At 71.2% G+C, this 13,547-nt stretch carries 12 protein-coding genes; 8 read left to right on the top strand and 4 right to left on the bottom strand.

Annotation, left to right across the window (positions count from 1 at the left end):
• Nucleotides 1-72: 72 nt before the first annotated feature.
• Nucleotides 73-993 carry a glutamate ABC transporter substrate-binding protein gene (locus tag ACFYZA_RS32620; protein ID WP_382593202.1) on the bottom strand — a complete coding sequence of 307 codons (921 nt, stop codon included), beginning with the start codon at nucleotides 991-993 and terminating at the stop codon, nucleotides 73-75.
• 246 nt (nucleotides 994-1,239) lie between these two features.
• Nucleotides 1,240-2,025, bottom strand: a complete 786-nt coding sequence (locus ACFYZA_RS32615) for an amino acid ABC transporter ATP-binding protein (protein WP_382593199.1) — start codon at nucleotides 2,023-2,025, stop codon at nucleotides 1,240-1,242.
• A gap of 295 nt (nucleotides 2,026-2,320) precedes the next feature.
• On the opposite strand from ACFYZA_RS32615, the gene ACFYZA_RS32610 reads away from it, so the two are divergent.
• Nucleotides 2,321-3,022: a response regulator transcription factor gene (locus tag ACFYZA_RS32610; protein WP_388494295.1), complete on the top strand. Its 702-nt coding sequence runs from the start codon at nucleotides 2,321-2,323 to the stop codon at nucleotides 3,020-3,022.
• Between the two features lie 15 nt (nucleotides 3,023-3,037).
• A complete protein-coding gene (locus ACFYZA_RS32605; protein WP_388494294.1) occupies nucleotides 3,038-4,441 on the top strand; it encodes a sensor histidine kinase in 1,404 nt (467 codons plus the stop codon).
• A 143-nt stretch (nucleotides 4,442-4,584) separates the two neighbouring features.
• Here the strand turns inward: ACFYZA_RS32605 and ACFYZA_RS32600 are convergent, their stop codons facing one another.
• On the bottom strand, nucleotides 4,585-5,577 hold the full coding sequence (locus ACFYZA_RS32600; protein ID WP_382593190.1) for a TAXI family TRAP transporter solute-binding subunit: 993 nt from the start codon (nucleotides 5,575-5,577) through the stop codon (nucleotides 4,585-4,587).
• Nucleotides 5,578-5,646: 69 nt separating this feature from the next.
• On the opposite strand from ACFYZA_RS32600, the gene miaB reads away from it, so the two are divergent.
• On the top strand, nucleotides 5,647-7,134 hold the full coding sequence (gene miaB, locus ACFYZA_RS32595; protein WP_382593187.1) for a tRNA (N6-isopentenyl adenosine(37)-C2)-methylthiotransferase MiaB: 1,488 nt from the start codon (nucleotides 5,647-5,649) through the stop codon (nucleotides 7,132-7,134).
• Nucleotides 7,135-7,220: 86 nt separating this feature from the next.
• A complete protein-coding gene (locus ACFYZA_RS32590) occupies nucleotides 7,221-7,925 on the top strand; it encodes a class III extradiol dioxygenase subunit B-like domain-containing protein (protein WP_388494293.1) in 705 nt (234 codons plus the stop codon).
• Nucleotides 7,926-8,163: 238 nt separating this feature from the next.
• Here the strand turns inward: ACFYZA_RS32590 and ACFYZA_RS32585 are convergent, their stop codons facing one another.
• On the bottom strand, nucleotides 8,164-8,421 hold the full coding sequence (locus ACFYZA_RS32585; protein WP_382593181.1) for a gliding motility protein: 258 nt from the start codon (nucleotides 8,419-8,421) through the stop codon (nucleotides 8,164-8,166).
• Between the two features lie 197 nt (nucleotides 8,422-8,618).
• Here ACFYZA_RS32585 and miaA point away from each other — a divergent pair, with 197 nt between their 5' ends.
• From miaA to ACFYZA_RS32565, 4 genes are all read left to right on the top strand, one after another.
• Nucleotides 8,619-9,557: a tRNA (adenosine(37)-N6)-dimethylallyltransferase MiaA gene (gene miaA / locus ACFYZA_RS32580; RefSeq protein ID WP_388494292.1), complete on the top strand. Its 939-nt coding sequence runs from the start codon at nucleotides 8,619-8,621 to the stop codon at nucleotides 9,555-9,557.
• 101 nt (nucleotides 9,558-9,658) lie between these two features.
• Nucleotides 9,659-10,243: a hypothetical protein gene (locus ACFYZA_RS32575; protein WP_382593175.1), complete on the top strand. Its 585-nt coding sequence runs from the start codon at nucleotides 9,659-9,661 to the stop codon at nucleotides 10,241-10,243.
• 64 nt (nucleotides 10,244-10,307) lie between these two features.
• Complete coding sequence (gene dapF / locus ACFYZA_RS32570) at nucleotides 10,308-11,171, top strand: diaminopimelate epimerase (RefSeq protein WP_388494291.1); 864 nt, start codon at nucleotides 10,308-10,310, stop codon at nucleotides 11,169-11,171.
• A 205-nt stretch (nucleotides 11,172-11,376) separates the two neighbouring features.
• Nucleotides 11,377-13,461, top strand: coding sequence for a RelA/SpoT family protein (locus ACFYZA_RS32565; RefSeq protein ID WP_388494290.1), 2,085 nt, complete (start codon nucleotides 11,377-11,379; stop codon nucleotides 13,459-13,461).
• The last annotated feature ends 86 nt before the right edge of the window (nucleotides 13,462-13,547 follow it).

Raw genomic sequence — 13,547 nt, 5'->3', positions numbered from 1 at the left:
TTCAGGCCCGGACCCCGGACGGGGCGGACCCGGCGCCCCGTACCGGGTACGGGGCGCGTCGAACGGCGTCGCTCAGTAGCGGGCGACGGCCGGCGGAGCCTGGTAGGTCGAACCGGACAGGCCGAGCGTGGCGTCGTAGATCTTCTTGTACGTGCCGTCCTGCTCGTGCTTCTCCAGCGCGCTGTCGATGAAGTCGCGCAGCGCCTTGTCGTCCTTGTTCATGCCGATGCCGTACGGCTCCTCGGTGAACGGCTTGCCGACGACCCGCAGCTTCTTGTTGTTCTTGGCGGCGTAGCCCTTGAGGATCGCGTCGTCCGTGGTCACCGCGTCGACCTGCTTGGACAGGAGCTGCTGCACACAGTCCGAGTACTTCGCCAGCTCGACGACGGACGCGCCGTACTCGGGCTTCTTGATCTCCTGCAGCGGCGTGGAACCGACGATCGAGCAGACCTTCTTGCCCTTCACCGCGTCCTTGCCGGTGATCGAGGTGTCGTCGCTGCGCACCAGGAGGTCGGCGCCGGCCTTGTAGTACGGCCCGGCGAAGCCCACCTGCTGCTTGCGCTTGTCGTTGATCGTGTACGTGCCGACGTAGTAGTCGACCTGGCCCTTGGAGATCGCCGTCTCGCGCACACCGGAGTCGACGGTCTTCCACTCGATCTGGTCGGCCTTGAAGCCCAGGTCGGCGGCGATCATCTTGGCGATCTCGACGTCGAAGCCCGAACGCTCCTTGGTCGACTGGTCCTCGAAACCGAGGTAGGGCTGGTCGGCCTTGGAGCCGATGATCAGCTTGCCCCGCGACTTGGCCGCCTTGAAGGTCGGCGAGTCGAGCGTGACGCTCGAGGCGACGGTGTACGTCGGCAGCTGCGGCGCGCCACTGGAGCCCGGCTGGGCGGACTGCTTGTCACCGGCGGAGCCGGACTTGCCGCCACAGGCGGTCGCGGTCAGGGCGAACACGGCGATCGCCGCGACGGCGGCGGACTTGCGGAGCATCATGGCGAACATTCCTTGTGTCGTTGGTCGGTGGACGTCATCGGGTGTCGGCGGACCGGCCGGGCCGGCCGGGTCGACCGGTTTCGCCAGCAACTGCCCGGCAACAAGAGCCAGTTGACATTGGATCTCTGTCATCTGTCAGCTGTTGTCCGATAGCCGTCGGTTGTCGGCCCTCGGCTGTCGTCGCCGGGCCGCATCGGACCGCCGGCCCCGGCCGGCCGATCCTCGTCAGTCGTCAGTCGTCAGTCGTCAGTGGTGCAGGATCTTCGAGAGGAAGTCCTTGGCCCGGTCACTGCGCGGGTTGCTGAAGAACTGGTCGGGCGTGGCCTCCTCGACGATCTTGCCGTCGGCCATGAAGACGACCCGGTTGGCCGCGGAGCGGGCGAAGCCCATCTCGTGCGTGACCACGACCATCGTCATCCCGTCCCGCGCCAGCTGCTGCATGACCTCGAGGACCTCATTGATCATCTCCGGGTCGAGCGCCGAAGTGGGCTCGTCGAAGAGCATCACCTTCGGATCCATCGCCAACGCCCGCGCGATCGCCACGCGTTGCTGCTGACCGCCGGAGAGCTGCGCCGGGTACTTGTCGGCCTGCGTCCCGACACCGACCCGGTCCAGCAGCGCCCGCGCCTTCTGCTCGGCGGTCTGCTTGTCGGCCTTGCGGACCTTCACCTGGCCCAGCATGACGTTCTCGAGGACCGTCTTGTGCGCGAAGAGGTTGAACGACTGGAAGACCATGCCGACATCGGCCCGCAGCCGCGCCAGCTCCTTGCCCTCCTGGGGCAGCGGCCTGCCGTCGATCGAGATCGCGCCGGAGTCGATCGTCTCCAGGCGGTTGATGGTGCGGCACAGCGTGGACTTCCCGGACCCCGAGGGCCCGATGACGACGACGACCTCGCCACGGGCGATGGTCAGGTCGATGTCCTGGAGCACATGCAGCGCGCCGAAGTGCTTGTTGACGTTGTTCAGCACGACCAGGTCACCCGACGCGGGTACGGCGTCCTCGGTCCCCTTGGCCACTGATACTCCGCTCATCGGCTTCTTGCTCCGTCCCACTCGGTTGGGGAGGAACGTAGTGGTGAGTTGTGACCAGCGTCATTACATCTGAGCGGAACTTGAGCATAACGATCCGGTTGCGCGGCGGCACTCAGGGTGAGCGCACCCCCCGGCGGAATACCGGCTCCGTAACGGATGGCGCACTGGGGCGGGCGCCCCCTTGACCGCAGTGGCGACCATGGGCATGGATTCGGGAGTACATGCCGTGATGCGGCCGATGAACATTTCGTGCGCGGGCCCGAAGGGGCCCGGGCGCAGCCAGAAAAGGGGGGCCATGAGACTGCTGCTCGTCGAGGACGACGACCACGTCGCCGCCGCCCTGTCCGCCGTGCTCGCCAAGCACGGCTTCGAGGTGAAACACGCACGCAACGGCGAAGAGGCACTCCAGGCACTGCTTCCGGACGAGCGCTGCGCCAGACCGCCCTTCGGAGTGGTCCTGCTCGACCTCGGACTGCCCGACCAGGACGGCTACGAGGTCTGCGGCAAGATCCGCAAGCGCACCTCCATCCCCGTGATCATGGTGACCGCCCGCGCCGACGTCCGCTCCCGCATCCACGGCCTCAATCTCGGCGCCGACGACTACGTGGTCAAGCCCTACGACACCGGCGAACTCATCGCCCGTATCCACGCGGTCATCCGACGCCCCCCGCCCGGCGCGCGCCCCGAGTCCGCCGAGACCGAACTGCGCTTCGGCCGCGTAGGGATCGAACTGCCCACCCGTCGCGTCAGCGTCGACGGCGAAGGCGTCCAGCTCACCCGCAAGGAGTTCGACCTGCTCGCACTCCTGGCCCAGCGCCCCGGCGTCGTCTTCCGCCGGGAACAGATCATCAGCGAGGTGTGGCGCACCAGTTGGGAAGGGACCGGCCGCACCCTCGAAGTGCACGTCGCGTCCCTGCGCTCCAAACTGCGCATGCCCGCACTGATCGAAACCGTGCGCGGCGTCGGCTACCGGCTCGTCGTGCCGGCCGCCCTCTGAGGCCCGAGAACCCCGGTGCGCACCCGACTCCTCCCGCTCCTCATCTTCCTGCTCGCGCTCGTCCTGGTCGCGTTCGGCTTCCCGCTCGCCCTGAGCGTGGCCCACGCGCAGCAGCAGGCGGTCGTCGTCGACCGCATCGACGACACCGCCCGCTTCGCCGCCCTCGCCCAGTTCGTCACCGCCCCCGACGGCAACGACACCAACAGCGCGGAACGGCTCACCACCCTGGAAGAGGAGCTGTCGCGCTACTCGACCCTGTACGGGATCAACGCGGGCGTCTTCTTCCGCAACGGCAGCGCCATGGCTAGCGCCCCCACGGGCTGGCAGGCGCCCGCCAAGGGGCAGGGCTACCTCGCCTTCCACGAGGCGCTCGCCGGACGCCGCAGCCACGACCCGGCCCAGGTCTGGCCCTGGCAGCGCGGCCGGCTGATCGTGGCCTCGCCCGTCGTGCGCGAGGGCGACGTCATCGCGGTCGTCGTCACCGACTCACCCACCGGAAGCATGCGCTCCAACACCCTGCGCGGCTGGCTGCTCATCGTGGCGGGCGAACTGGCGGCGATGCTGCTCGCGGTCGGCGCGGCGGTCCGGCTCACCGGCTGGGTGCTCAGGCCCGTACGCGTCCTGGACGCCGTCACCCACGACATCGCCACCGGACGCATGAACTCCCGCGTCGCGGCCGCCGGCGGACCTCCGGAACTGCGCAGGCTGGCCCACTCGTTCAACGAGATGGCGGACAACGTCGAGGAAGTCCTCGAACAGCAGCGCGCGTTCGTCGCCGACGCCTCCCACCAGCTGCGCAACCCGCTGTCCGCCCTGCTGCTCCGCATCGAGCTCCTCGCACTCGAACTCCCCGAGGGGAACGAGGAGATCGCCTCCATACGCACCGAGGGCAAGCGCCTGGCCCAGGTCCTCGACGACCTCCTGGGCCTGGCGCTCGCCGAACACGCCGCGGCCGACCTCCAGCTCATCGACATCGGGGCGCTCGCCGGGGAGCGGGTCGCCGCCTGGCGGCCGCTCGCCGAGGACAAGGGCGTACGGCTGTTCGCGGACGGCTCGGCCGCCGCCACCGGCTGGGCGGACCCGGTGGCGCTGTCCAGCGCGCTCGACGCGGTGGTCGACAACGCGCTGAAGTTCACGCCCGAGGGCGAGGAGGTCCGGGTCACCGTGACGGCGCGGGGGCCCCGGGTCGGCGTGACGGTCACGGACCGCGGTCCGGGCCTGACCGACGAGGAACTGGGCCGCATCGGCGACCGCTTCTGGCGCGCTGGCCGCCACCAGAACATCAAGGGCTCCGGCCTCGGCCTCTCCATCTCCCGCACCCTGCTCGCGGCCGGCGGCGGGACGATCGCCTACGCCCACCACGAACCGAACGGCCTGCGCGTGACGGTCACGGTGCCGCGTACGCAACCGGAGCCGTGAGGCGTGACGAGCGGGGTGCGCGATGCCTGCCGGGGGCGCTGGTCAACTGAGCTCTGTTTTACGGCAGTTGAGGGTTCGCGGATGACGGGCGGCGGATGACGGCTGACAGATATCAGATTCTGTCGGTCAGAAGCTGACGACCCTCACGGCTTCACCGACCGGTAGTAGTCCCGCGCCCCGTCGTGCAACGGCAGCGGGTCCGTGTAGATCGCCGTGCGCAGATCCACCAGCTGCGCCGCGTGCACTTCCCGCCCGATCCGGTCGCGGCTGTTTATCACGGTACGGGTGAAGCCCTCGGTCAGTGCCGCGTTCGTGCGATCCGTGGTGACCAGCAGGTTCGCCACGGCGATCGTCGGTACGGGGACGCCCCGCTGGGCCTTGGGGTACGCGTCGGCGGGCATGGTCGCCGCCCGGTAGTAGCCGGTGCTGCCGTCCGCCTTGTGCAGCGCCGACACCAGGTCGGCGAGCGGGACGAGCCGGATCGGGTACGCCTCGGACAGCCGGAGGACGGCCGTGGTCGGCAGGCCCCCGGACCAGAAGAACGCGTCGATCTGCTTGTTCCGGAGCAGGTCGGGCATGGTGTCGATGCCCGCGGGGACGGGGCTGATGTCCTTCAGCGGGTTCAGCCCGGCGGCCGGGAGCAGCCGGTCGGCGAGCAGCCGAACGCCGGAGCCCGCCTGGCCGACGGCGACCCGCTTGCCGCGCAGGTCCGCCACCGAGCGCACGGGGGAGTCCTGGGGCACCACCAGCTGGACGTAGTCGTCGTACAGCCGGGCGCAGCCGCGCAGCCGGTCCGCGCCCGGGTTGTTGTCCTTGCGGAACTTGTCGACGGAGTCGGCCGTGGCGATGGTGAAGTCGGAGACGCCGTTGGCCAGGCGTTCCAGGTTCTGCTGGGAGCCCTGGCTGGTGCGGAGGGTGACGTGCAGGTCCGGCAGGTCCGAGGCCAGCGCCTGTTGGAGGAGTTCGCCGTAGCGCTGGTAGACCCCGGTGCGTACCCCCGTACTGAAGTCGATCTTCCCTGCGGGGGAGCGGCCGCCGAACGGCAGCAGCCACCACAGGAGCAGCCCGATGGCCACCACGACGGCGGCGGCCGCCGTGAGGAGGCGGCGGCTGGGCCGGGACAGTGCGGGGAGCATGGCTGGATCCTGCCAGTTCAACGCCCGCGAGGACCAGGGGGTGGCGGGCCCCGTACCCTGGTGTACGAGATGAGTGCGAAGACTTACGAGGTGCGCACCTACGGGTGCCAGATGAACGTCCACGACTCCGAGCGGCTGTCCGGCCTTCTTGAGGGGGCCGGTTATGTCCGTGCGCCCGAGGGTGCCGACGGCGATGCCGATGTCGTCGTCTTCAACACCTGCGCGGTGCGGGAGAACGCCGACAACAAGCTGTACGGCAATCTCGGCAGGCTCGCCCCGATGAAGACGAAGCGGCCCGGCATGCAGATCGCCGTCGGCGGCTGCCTGGCGCAGAAGGACCGCGACACCATCGTGCAGCGGGCCCCCTGGGTCGATGTCGTCTTCGGCACGCACAACATCGGCAAGCTGCCGGTGCTCCTGGAGCGCGCCCGCATCCAGGAGGAGGCGCAGGTCGAGATCGCCGAGTCCCTGGAGGCGTTCCCGTCCACGCTGCCGACGCGGCGCGAGTCCGCGTACGCGGCCTGGGTGTCCATCTCGGTGGGCTGCAACAACACGTGCACGTTCTGCATCGTTCCGGCGCTGCGCGGCAAGGAGAAGGACCGCCGCCCGGGCGACATCCTGGCCGAGATCGAGGCGCTGGTCGGTGAGGGCGTCTCCGAGATCACGCTGCTCGGGCAGAACGTGAACGCGTACGGCTCGGACATCGGTGACCGTGAGGCCTTCAGCAAGCTGCTGCGGGCCTGCGGGAACATCGAGGGCCTGGAGCGGGTCCGCTTCACGTCGCCGCATCCGCGGGACTTCACGGACGACGTGATCGCCGCGATGGCCGAGACGCCGAACGTGATGCCGCAGCTCCACATGCCGTTGCAGTCGGGCTCGGACACGGTGCTCAAGGCGATGCGCCGCTCGTACCGGCAGGAGCGTTTCCTCGGGATCATCGAGAAGGTGCGGGCCGCGATTCCGCACGCCGCCATCTCCACCGACATCATCGTGGGCTTCCCCGGCGAGACCGAGGAGGACTTCGAGCAGACCATGCACACGGTCCGCGAGGCGCGCTTCGCGAACGCGTTCACCTTCCAGTACTCCAAGCGTCCCGGCACTCCGGCGGCGACCATGGACGGGCAGATCCCCAAGGAGGTCGTCCAGGAGCGTTACATGCGCCTGTCCGCCCTTCAGGAGGAGATCTCCTGGGAGGAGAACAAGAAGCAGGTCGGCCGCGTCCTCGAGGTCATGGTCGCCGAGGGCGAGGGCCGCAAGGACGGCTCCACGCAGCGCCTGTCCGGCCGCGCTCCCGACAACCGTCTGGTCCACTTCACCAAGCCGGACCAGGAGGTGCGTCCGGGCGATGTGGTGACCGTCGAGATCACCTACGCCGCCCCGCACCACCTGCTCGCGGAGGGCCCGACGGGCGCGGTGCGCCGCACGCGTGCGGGGGACGCCTGGGAGAAGCGCAACGCCGCCCCCGCGCAGAAGGGCGCCGGTGTGATGCTCGGTCTGCCGTCGATCGGCGCTCCGGCGCCGCTGCCGGAGCCCACGGGCGGCTGCTCGGTCCTGTAGCCCGGTAGGGGCGGCGGTGGCGGGGCCCGGCCGAGTACGCGGTCACGGCGGGGCTCCGGCGCCGGAACGGGACTAGGCTGCGGATCATGCTCGTAGCCGCCGCTGTCTGCCCCTGCCCGCCCCTCCTGGTGCCCGAGGTGGCCGCCGGTGCCGCGCCGGAACTCGACGCGGCCCGCGACGCCTGCGCCGATGCCGTGGGCCTCCTCGCCGCTTCCCGGCCCGACCTCCTCGTCGTGGTGGGGCCGGCGGAGCAGGGGGGCACGTTCCGGCAGGGGGCGCGGGGTTCGTTCGCCGGGTACGGGGTGGACCTCTCCGTGCGCCTGGGGCGGGGTGAACCGGCCGGTACCCGGCAGCTGCCGGTGTCGCTCGCGGTCGGCGCCTGGCTCCTGGAGCGCGCGCGGTGGGCGGACGCGCCGGTCGAGGCCCTCGCCGTCGCCGAGGGCCTTGAGCCCAAGGCCTGTGTCGGTGCCGGAGAGGAACTCGCGTCCCGGGCCGCCCGGGTCGCGCTGCTGGTGATGGGCGACGGCAGTGCCTGCCGCACGCTCAAGGCGCCCGGCTATCTGGACGAGCGTGCCGCCGGTTTCGACGAGGTCGCCTCGGCCGCGCTCGGCGCCGCCGACACCGCCACCCTGATGGGTCTTGACGACCGGCTCGCGCGCGAGCTGAAGGTGGCGGGACGCGCGCCCTGGCAGGTGCTCGCCGGCGCGGGCAGTGATGCCGCGCTCGCCGGACGGCTCCTCTATGAGGACGCGCCCTACGGAGTCGGCTACTTCGTCGGCGTCTGGTCCTGAAACCTGCGGGCACGGTCTGTTTCCGGCCATTCGGCGGCCGGGTCGCCGCCGGTCTTCGCGGCCGCATGGCCGACCGCCTTCGCGCGCTTTGACCGACCGCCTTCGCGCCCTCTTGGCCGGCCGGCTTCGCAGCCGCGTCGCCGACCGACCCCGCGGCCGTGCCGCCGACGCACCGGAGGGCCGTGGAGCAGGACAGCTCCACGGCCCTCCGGTGCGCGTCGTTCAGGACGCGGGGCGACTACTTGCGGGCGCCTTCGCCGGCCTCGTTGTCCGCCGCGGCCTCCGCCGACTGCTGCTTGGGGATCTCGACCCCCTCGGCGGCGGCCTCGGCGGGCTCCTCCGCGCCGCTCTCCCGCGTGCCCTCGGACGCCTCTCGGGCCTCGGCCGCCGGCGCCTCGGCGGAGGTGTCGGGGCTGTCCCCGGCCTCCGGCTCGGCGGTCAGCGTCGTCCCCGTGGCTTCCTCGGCCGAGGCCTCGGCGGCCTTACGGCGAAACATTGAAAAAACGCCCATATCTACTCCAAAACGTACTCGTGTGGGCGAAATCCCGCGCCGACCGGAGCGCCTCATTGCGTCGCCCGGCGGCACCGGTCGACAAACCGGCGTTCGGAACCTCGCAACAGGCAACGAACCCGGCCGTGTGCCGTCACGTAGCTCGTTCGGGGAGGACCCGTGAGGTTTGCGAGACTGTGTCAGTGAGAAGTGCAGCTCCCGCACCGCGGGTCATCGCCGTCGTCGGCCCGACAGCGGCCGGAAAGTCCGATCTGGGCGTCCACCTCGCCCAGCAGCTGGGCGGCGAGGTCGTCAACGCCGACTCCATGCAGCTCTACCGGGGGATGGACATCGGTACGGCCAAGCTGACGCTCGACGAGCGCGGCGGCGTCCCGCACCACCTCCTCGACATCTGGGACGTGACGGAACCGGCCAATGTGGCCACCTACCAGCAGCTCGCCCGCGCCGAGATCGACCGGCTGCTCGCCGCGGGGCGCACCCCCGTCCTCGTCGGCGGATCCGGGCTCTACGTACGCGGCGCGATCGACGTGCTCGAATTCCCCGGCACCGACCCGGAGGTACGCGCCCGCCTGGAGGGCGAGCTGGCGGAACAGGGCCCCGGCGCCCTGCACACCCGCCTCGCGGCCGCCGACCCGGCGGCGGCCCGCGCGATCCTGCCCAGCAACGGCCGCCGGATCGTCCGCGCCCTCGAAGTGATCGAGATCACCGGCCGCCCGTTCACGGCCAATCTCCCCACCCACGAATCGGTGTACGACACCGTGCAGATCGGCGTCGACGTCGGCCGTCCGGAACTCGACGAACGGATCGCCCTGCGCGTCGACCGTATGTGGGAGGCCGGCCTCGTCGACGAGGTGCGCACCCTTGAGGGGCGCGGTCTGCGCGAGGGGCGCACCGCGGCGCGGGCGCTCGGCTACCAGCAGGTGCTCGACGCGCTCGCGGGCGAGTGCACCGAGGAGGCGGCCCGGGCCGAAACGGTCCGCGCCACCAAGCGCTTCGCCCGCCGTCAGGACTCCTGGTTCCGACGCGATCCCCGCGTCCACTGGCTGAGCGGAGCGCTGGCGGACCGGGCGGAACTCCCGCGCCAGGCGCTGGCGTTGGTCGAACGAGCGGTTACAGCCTGATCACGTGATGGCATCGGGACGCTCCGCCGGTCATCGCGGCACTCCCGCCCGTGCCATCATCAAACGTCGATCGACCAGTGGAGTCCGAGTTGGGAGGGCGCGTGGCGATGGAGGCCGGCCCTCGCGACAGAGAGCAGGGATCGCGGCAGGACACCGCGCGCCCCGGCTCGACGGGCCCCCATGCGCCGGTGCCGCACCCGGCGCAAGCGGAATCCGCCGAGGACGCCGCCCGAGCCGGGCACGCGCCTGACGAAGCGTCGCCGACGCTGGGCTCCGCGCTCCTCGGCACCTCGGGCCTGAGCCCCGACGGCCCGGAGGACGGCACCGTCGGCGCGGTGCCCGACGGCGGTGAGGTCGAGGTCGAACTGCGACCCCAGCGCCGCCTGCGGATCTGGCAGCTCGCCCCCATCGTGATGCTCGCGGCCCTCGGCTCGCTCATGTTCGCCTTCCCCCTCGCCTTCGAATTCGGCGACGGCGGACCGGTCGTGGCCATGCTCGGACTCCTCATCAGCTGCTGCGCCGCCGGCTGGGGCATGATGGCCGCCCGCCGCGTCGGCCACACCTGGCCCGGACTGCCCGGCCGGGGATCGCGCGAGCGCCCCAACTGGCGCGTCCTCGCCCTGTACGTCGGACTCGCCGCGGTACTCGTCGCGCTCGCCGTCTGGCGCGTGGCCCGGCTGCGCTGAGCTCCGCCGCAGCTCACGAAGGCCACAGCGGCCGTCTGCCGGCGCGTCCCCGTACGATTGACGCGTGAACACTGCGCCCATCGCCTTCCTCAAGGGTCACGGCACCCAGAACGACTTCGTGATCGTCCCCGACCCGGACAACGCGCTCGACCTGCCCGCCGACGCGGTCGCCAGGCTCTGCGACCGCCGGGCCGGAATCGGCGGCGACGGGCTGCTCCACGTGGTGCGCAGCGCCGCCCACCCCGAGGCGAAGGCCATGGCCGGCGACGCCGAATGGTTCATGGACTACCGCAACAGCGACGGCTCGATCGCCGAGATGTGCGGCAACGGAGTCCGGGTCTTCGCCGGGTACCTCGTGCGCGCCGGGCTCGTCGAACAGGGCGACCTCGCGATCGCGACCCGTGGCGGTGTCAAGAAGGCGCACATCGCCAAGAACGGCGACGTCACCGTCTCCATGGGCCGCGCCCGGCTGCCCGAGGCCCAGGCCACCGTCACCGTGGACGGCCGCAGCTGGCCCGCCCGCAACGTGAACATGGGCAACCCCCACGCGGTGGCCTTCGTGGACGACCTCGACCACGCGGGCGACCTGCGTTCGGTGCCCCCCTTCAGCCCCGCGGCCGTCTACCCGGACGGGGTGAACATCGAGTTCGTCGTCGACCGCGGCCCCCGCCACGTGGCCATGCGCGTCCATGAGCGCGGCTCCGGCGAGACCCTGTCCTGCGGCACCGGCGCCTGCGCGGTCGCCGTCGCCGCCGCCCGCAGGGATGGAGCCGACCCGGCGGTCACCGGCAGCCCCGTGACGTACACCGTCGACCTCCCCGGCGGGACGCTGGTCATCACCGAGCACCCGGACGGCGAGATCGAGATGACCGGCCCCGCGACGATCGTCGCCGAAGGCGTCATCGACCCCTCGCTCCTGGCCCGCTGACCGGCCGGCGGGGCGCCCGCCCCGCCTCGACCACAGCGCGCGGATTCGAAACGGCGGTGGCCGAAACCTTCGCTCGAATGGGTGATCCGGTTCACGCTGGGCGAGAGCGGGACTGCGCCACGTGGTGGGGTCGGTAGCATCAAGCACCGGTCCGAAGGGGCACGCCGGTCCCTCATCACCGGTCGATGCCGCCGGAGGTGCCCCCATGAGTGCAGAGGCTCCACATCCTGGTGCTCCCAGCCGCCGACGCGGCCGCCCCCGGATCGACCTCCGCCGCCTCGGCCGCGCCGCCCTCCTCGGCCCCGTCTCCCGCGACCGGCTGCCCGACGCCATCGGGCACGTGGCCGACGCCCACCGGGCCCACCACCCCGACGCCGACCTGGCCGTGCTGCACCGGGCGTACGTCCTCGCGGAAACGTCCCATCGCGGCCAGTTCCGCAAGAGCGGCGAGCCCTACATCACGCATCCGCTCGCCGTGACCCTGATCCTCGCCGAACTGGGCGCGGAAACAACGACGTTGACCGCCTCCCTGCTCCACGACACTGTCGAGGACACCGAGGTGACGCTCGATCAGGTACGGGCCGAGTTCGGCGAGGAAGTCACCTATCTGGTCGACGGCGTCACCAAACTGGAGAAGGTCGACTACGGGGCGGCCGCCGAACCCGAGACCTTCCGCAAGATGCTGGTCGCCACCGGCGACGACGTACGCGTCATGTCGATCAAACTCGCCGACCGGCTGCACAACATGCGCACCCTCGGCGTGATGCGGCCCGAGAAACAGGCCCGGATCGCGAAGGTGACCCGGGACGTACTGATCCCGCTCGCCGAACGGCTGGGCGTGCAGGCCCTCAAGTCCGAGCTGGAGGACCTGGTCTTCGCGATCCTGCACCCCGAGGAGTACGAGCGCACCCGGATGCTGATCGCGGCCAACTCCGGCACCCTCGACCCCCTCACCGGCATCGCCGACGGCGTACGCGCGGTGCTGCGCGAGGCCGGCATCAACGCCGAAGTCCTCATCAGGCCACGCCACTTCGTCTCCGTGCACCGGGTGCAGCTCAAGCGCGGCGAACTGCGCGGGAGCGACTTCGGCCGCCTGCTCGTCCAGGTCGGGGAGGACGCCGACTGCTATGCGGTCCTCGGCGAACTGCACACCTGTTTCACGCCGGTCGTCTCCGAGTTCAAGGACTTCATCGCCTCACCCAAGTTCAACCTGTACCAGTCGCTGCACACCGCGGTCGTCGGCCCGGGCGGCGAGGTCGCCGAAGTCCTCATCCGTACGCACCAGATGCACAAGGTCGCCGAGGCCGGCGTCATCGCGCTCGGCAACCCCTACGCGGGCGGGCTCGGCGAGGGGGCGCAGCAGGCGGGCGACGAGCGGGAGGACCCCACCCGGCCGGGCTGGCTCTCCCGCCTCCTGGACTGGCAGCAGAACGCTCCCGACCCCGACACCTTCTGGTCCTCGCTGCGCGAGGAACTCGCGGGCGACAGCGAGATCACGGTGTTCTGCGCCGACGGCCACACCCTGGTCCTGCCGGCCGGCGCGAGCTGTGTGGACGCCGCGTACGCGCAGTACGGCGCGGTCGCCCACGGCTGCATCGGCGCCCGCCTCAACGGGCGCCTGGCGACGCTCAGTACGGTTTTGAACGACGGTGACACCGTGCAGCTGCTGCTGGCCCAGGACGCCGCTTCCGGGCCGTCCGCCGACTGGCTCGACCACGCCAGGACCCCGGCCGCGCGGATCGCGATCAGCGGCTGGCTCGCGGCCAACCCGGAGGGCGTCAAGGTCCCGGCCGCGGCTCCCCGGCCGCAGGTCAACGTCCCGGCCGACCGCCGCTCGGGCGGCAACGCGGTGACCGACCTGCCCGATGTGACGGTCCGGCTCGCGGGGTGCTGCACGCCGGTGCCGCCGGACACCGTCACCGGGTTCTCGGTCCGTGGCGCCGCGGTGACCGTCCACCGCCAGGAGTGTCCGGCCGTCGCCCGGATGAAGGCGGTCGGGCGGGCGCCCGTGGAGGTGCGCTGGGGGGACGCGGCCGCCTGCCGGGTCACCCTGGTCGCCGAGGCCTTCGGCCGGCCCCGCCTGCTCGCCGACCTCACGGAAGTCATCGCGGGCGCCGACGCGGCCGTCGTGTCGGCCACCGTGGAGCCCCCCAGCGAACAACGCGTCCGCCACACCTACACCCTCCAACTCCCGGACGCGGCGGGCCTGCCCGCGCTGATGCGGGCCATGCGGGACGTGGCGGGGGTGTACGACGTGAGCCGGGCACAGCATCCGGCGGCGGCGGGCTGACGATCGGCAGATGGCAGATGGCAGATGGCAGCTGACAGACTTCAGATGTCAGGTGTCAGCTGACAGATTTCAGCGCCCCGTTCGGG

It is taken from the genome of Streptomyces sp. NPDC001828 (assembly GCF_042892175.1).
GTDB lineage: Bacteria > Actinomycetota > Actinomycetes > Streptomycetales > Streptomycetaceae > Streptomyces.
The sequence above is the reverse complement of the archived record's forward strand: the minus strand, read 5'-3'. Positions and strand labels throughout refer to the sequence as shown.

Excerpts from the sequence above, each read along its gene's own strand:
- ACFYZA_RS32620 (WP_382593202.1), bottom strand. The coding sequence starts at position 993 with ATGATGCTCCGCAAGTCCGCCGCCGTCGCGGCGATCGCCGTGTTCGCC.
- ACFYZA_RS32615 (WP_382593199.1), bottom strand. The coding sequence starts at position 2,025 with ATGAGCGGAGTATCAGTGGCCAAGGGGACCGAGGACGCCGTACCCGCG.
- ACFYZA_RS32610 (WP_388494295.1), top strand. The coding sequence starts at position 2,321 with ATGAGACTGCTGCTCGTCGAGGACGACGACCACGTCGCCGCCGCCCTG.
- ACFYZA_RS32600 (WP_382593190.1), bottom strand. The coding sequence starts at position 5,577 with ATGCTCCCCGCACTGTCCCGGCCCAGCCGCCGCCTCCTCACGGCGGCC.
- miaB (WP_382593187.1), top strand. The coding sequence starts at position 5,647 with ATGAGTGCGAAGACTTACGAGGTGCGCACCTACGGGTGCCAGATGAAC.
- ACFYZA_RS32590 (WP_388494293.1), top strand. The coding sequence starts at position 7,221 with ATGCTCGTAGCCGCCGCTGTCTGCCCCTGCCCGCCCCTCCTGGTGCCC.
- ACFYZA_RS32585 (WP_382593181.1), bottom strand. The coding sequence starts at position 8,421 with ATGTTTCGCCGTAAGGCCGCCGAGGCCTCGGCCGAGGAAGCCACGGGG.
- ACFYZA_RS32565 (WP_388494290.1), top strand. The coding sequence starts at position 11,377 with ATGAGTGCAGAGGCTCCACATCCTGGTGCTCCCAGCCGCCGACGCGGC.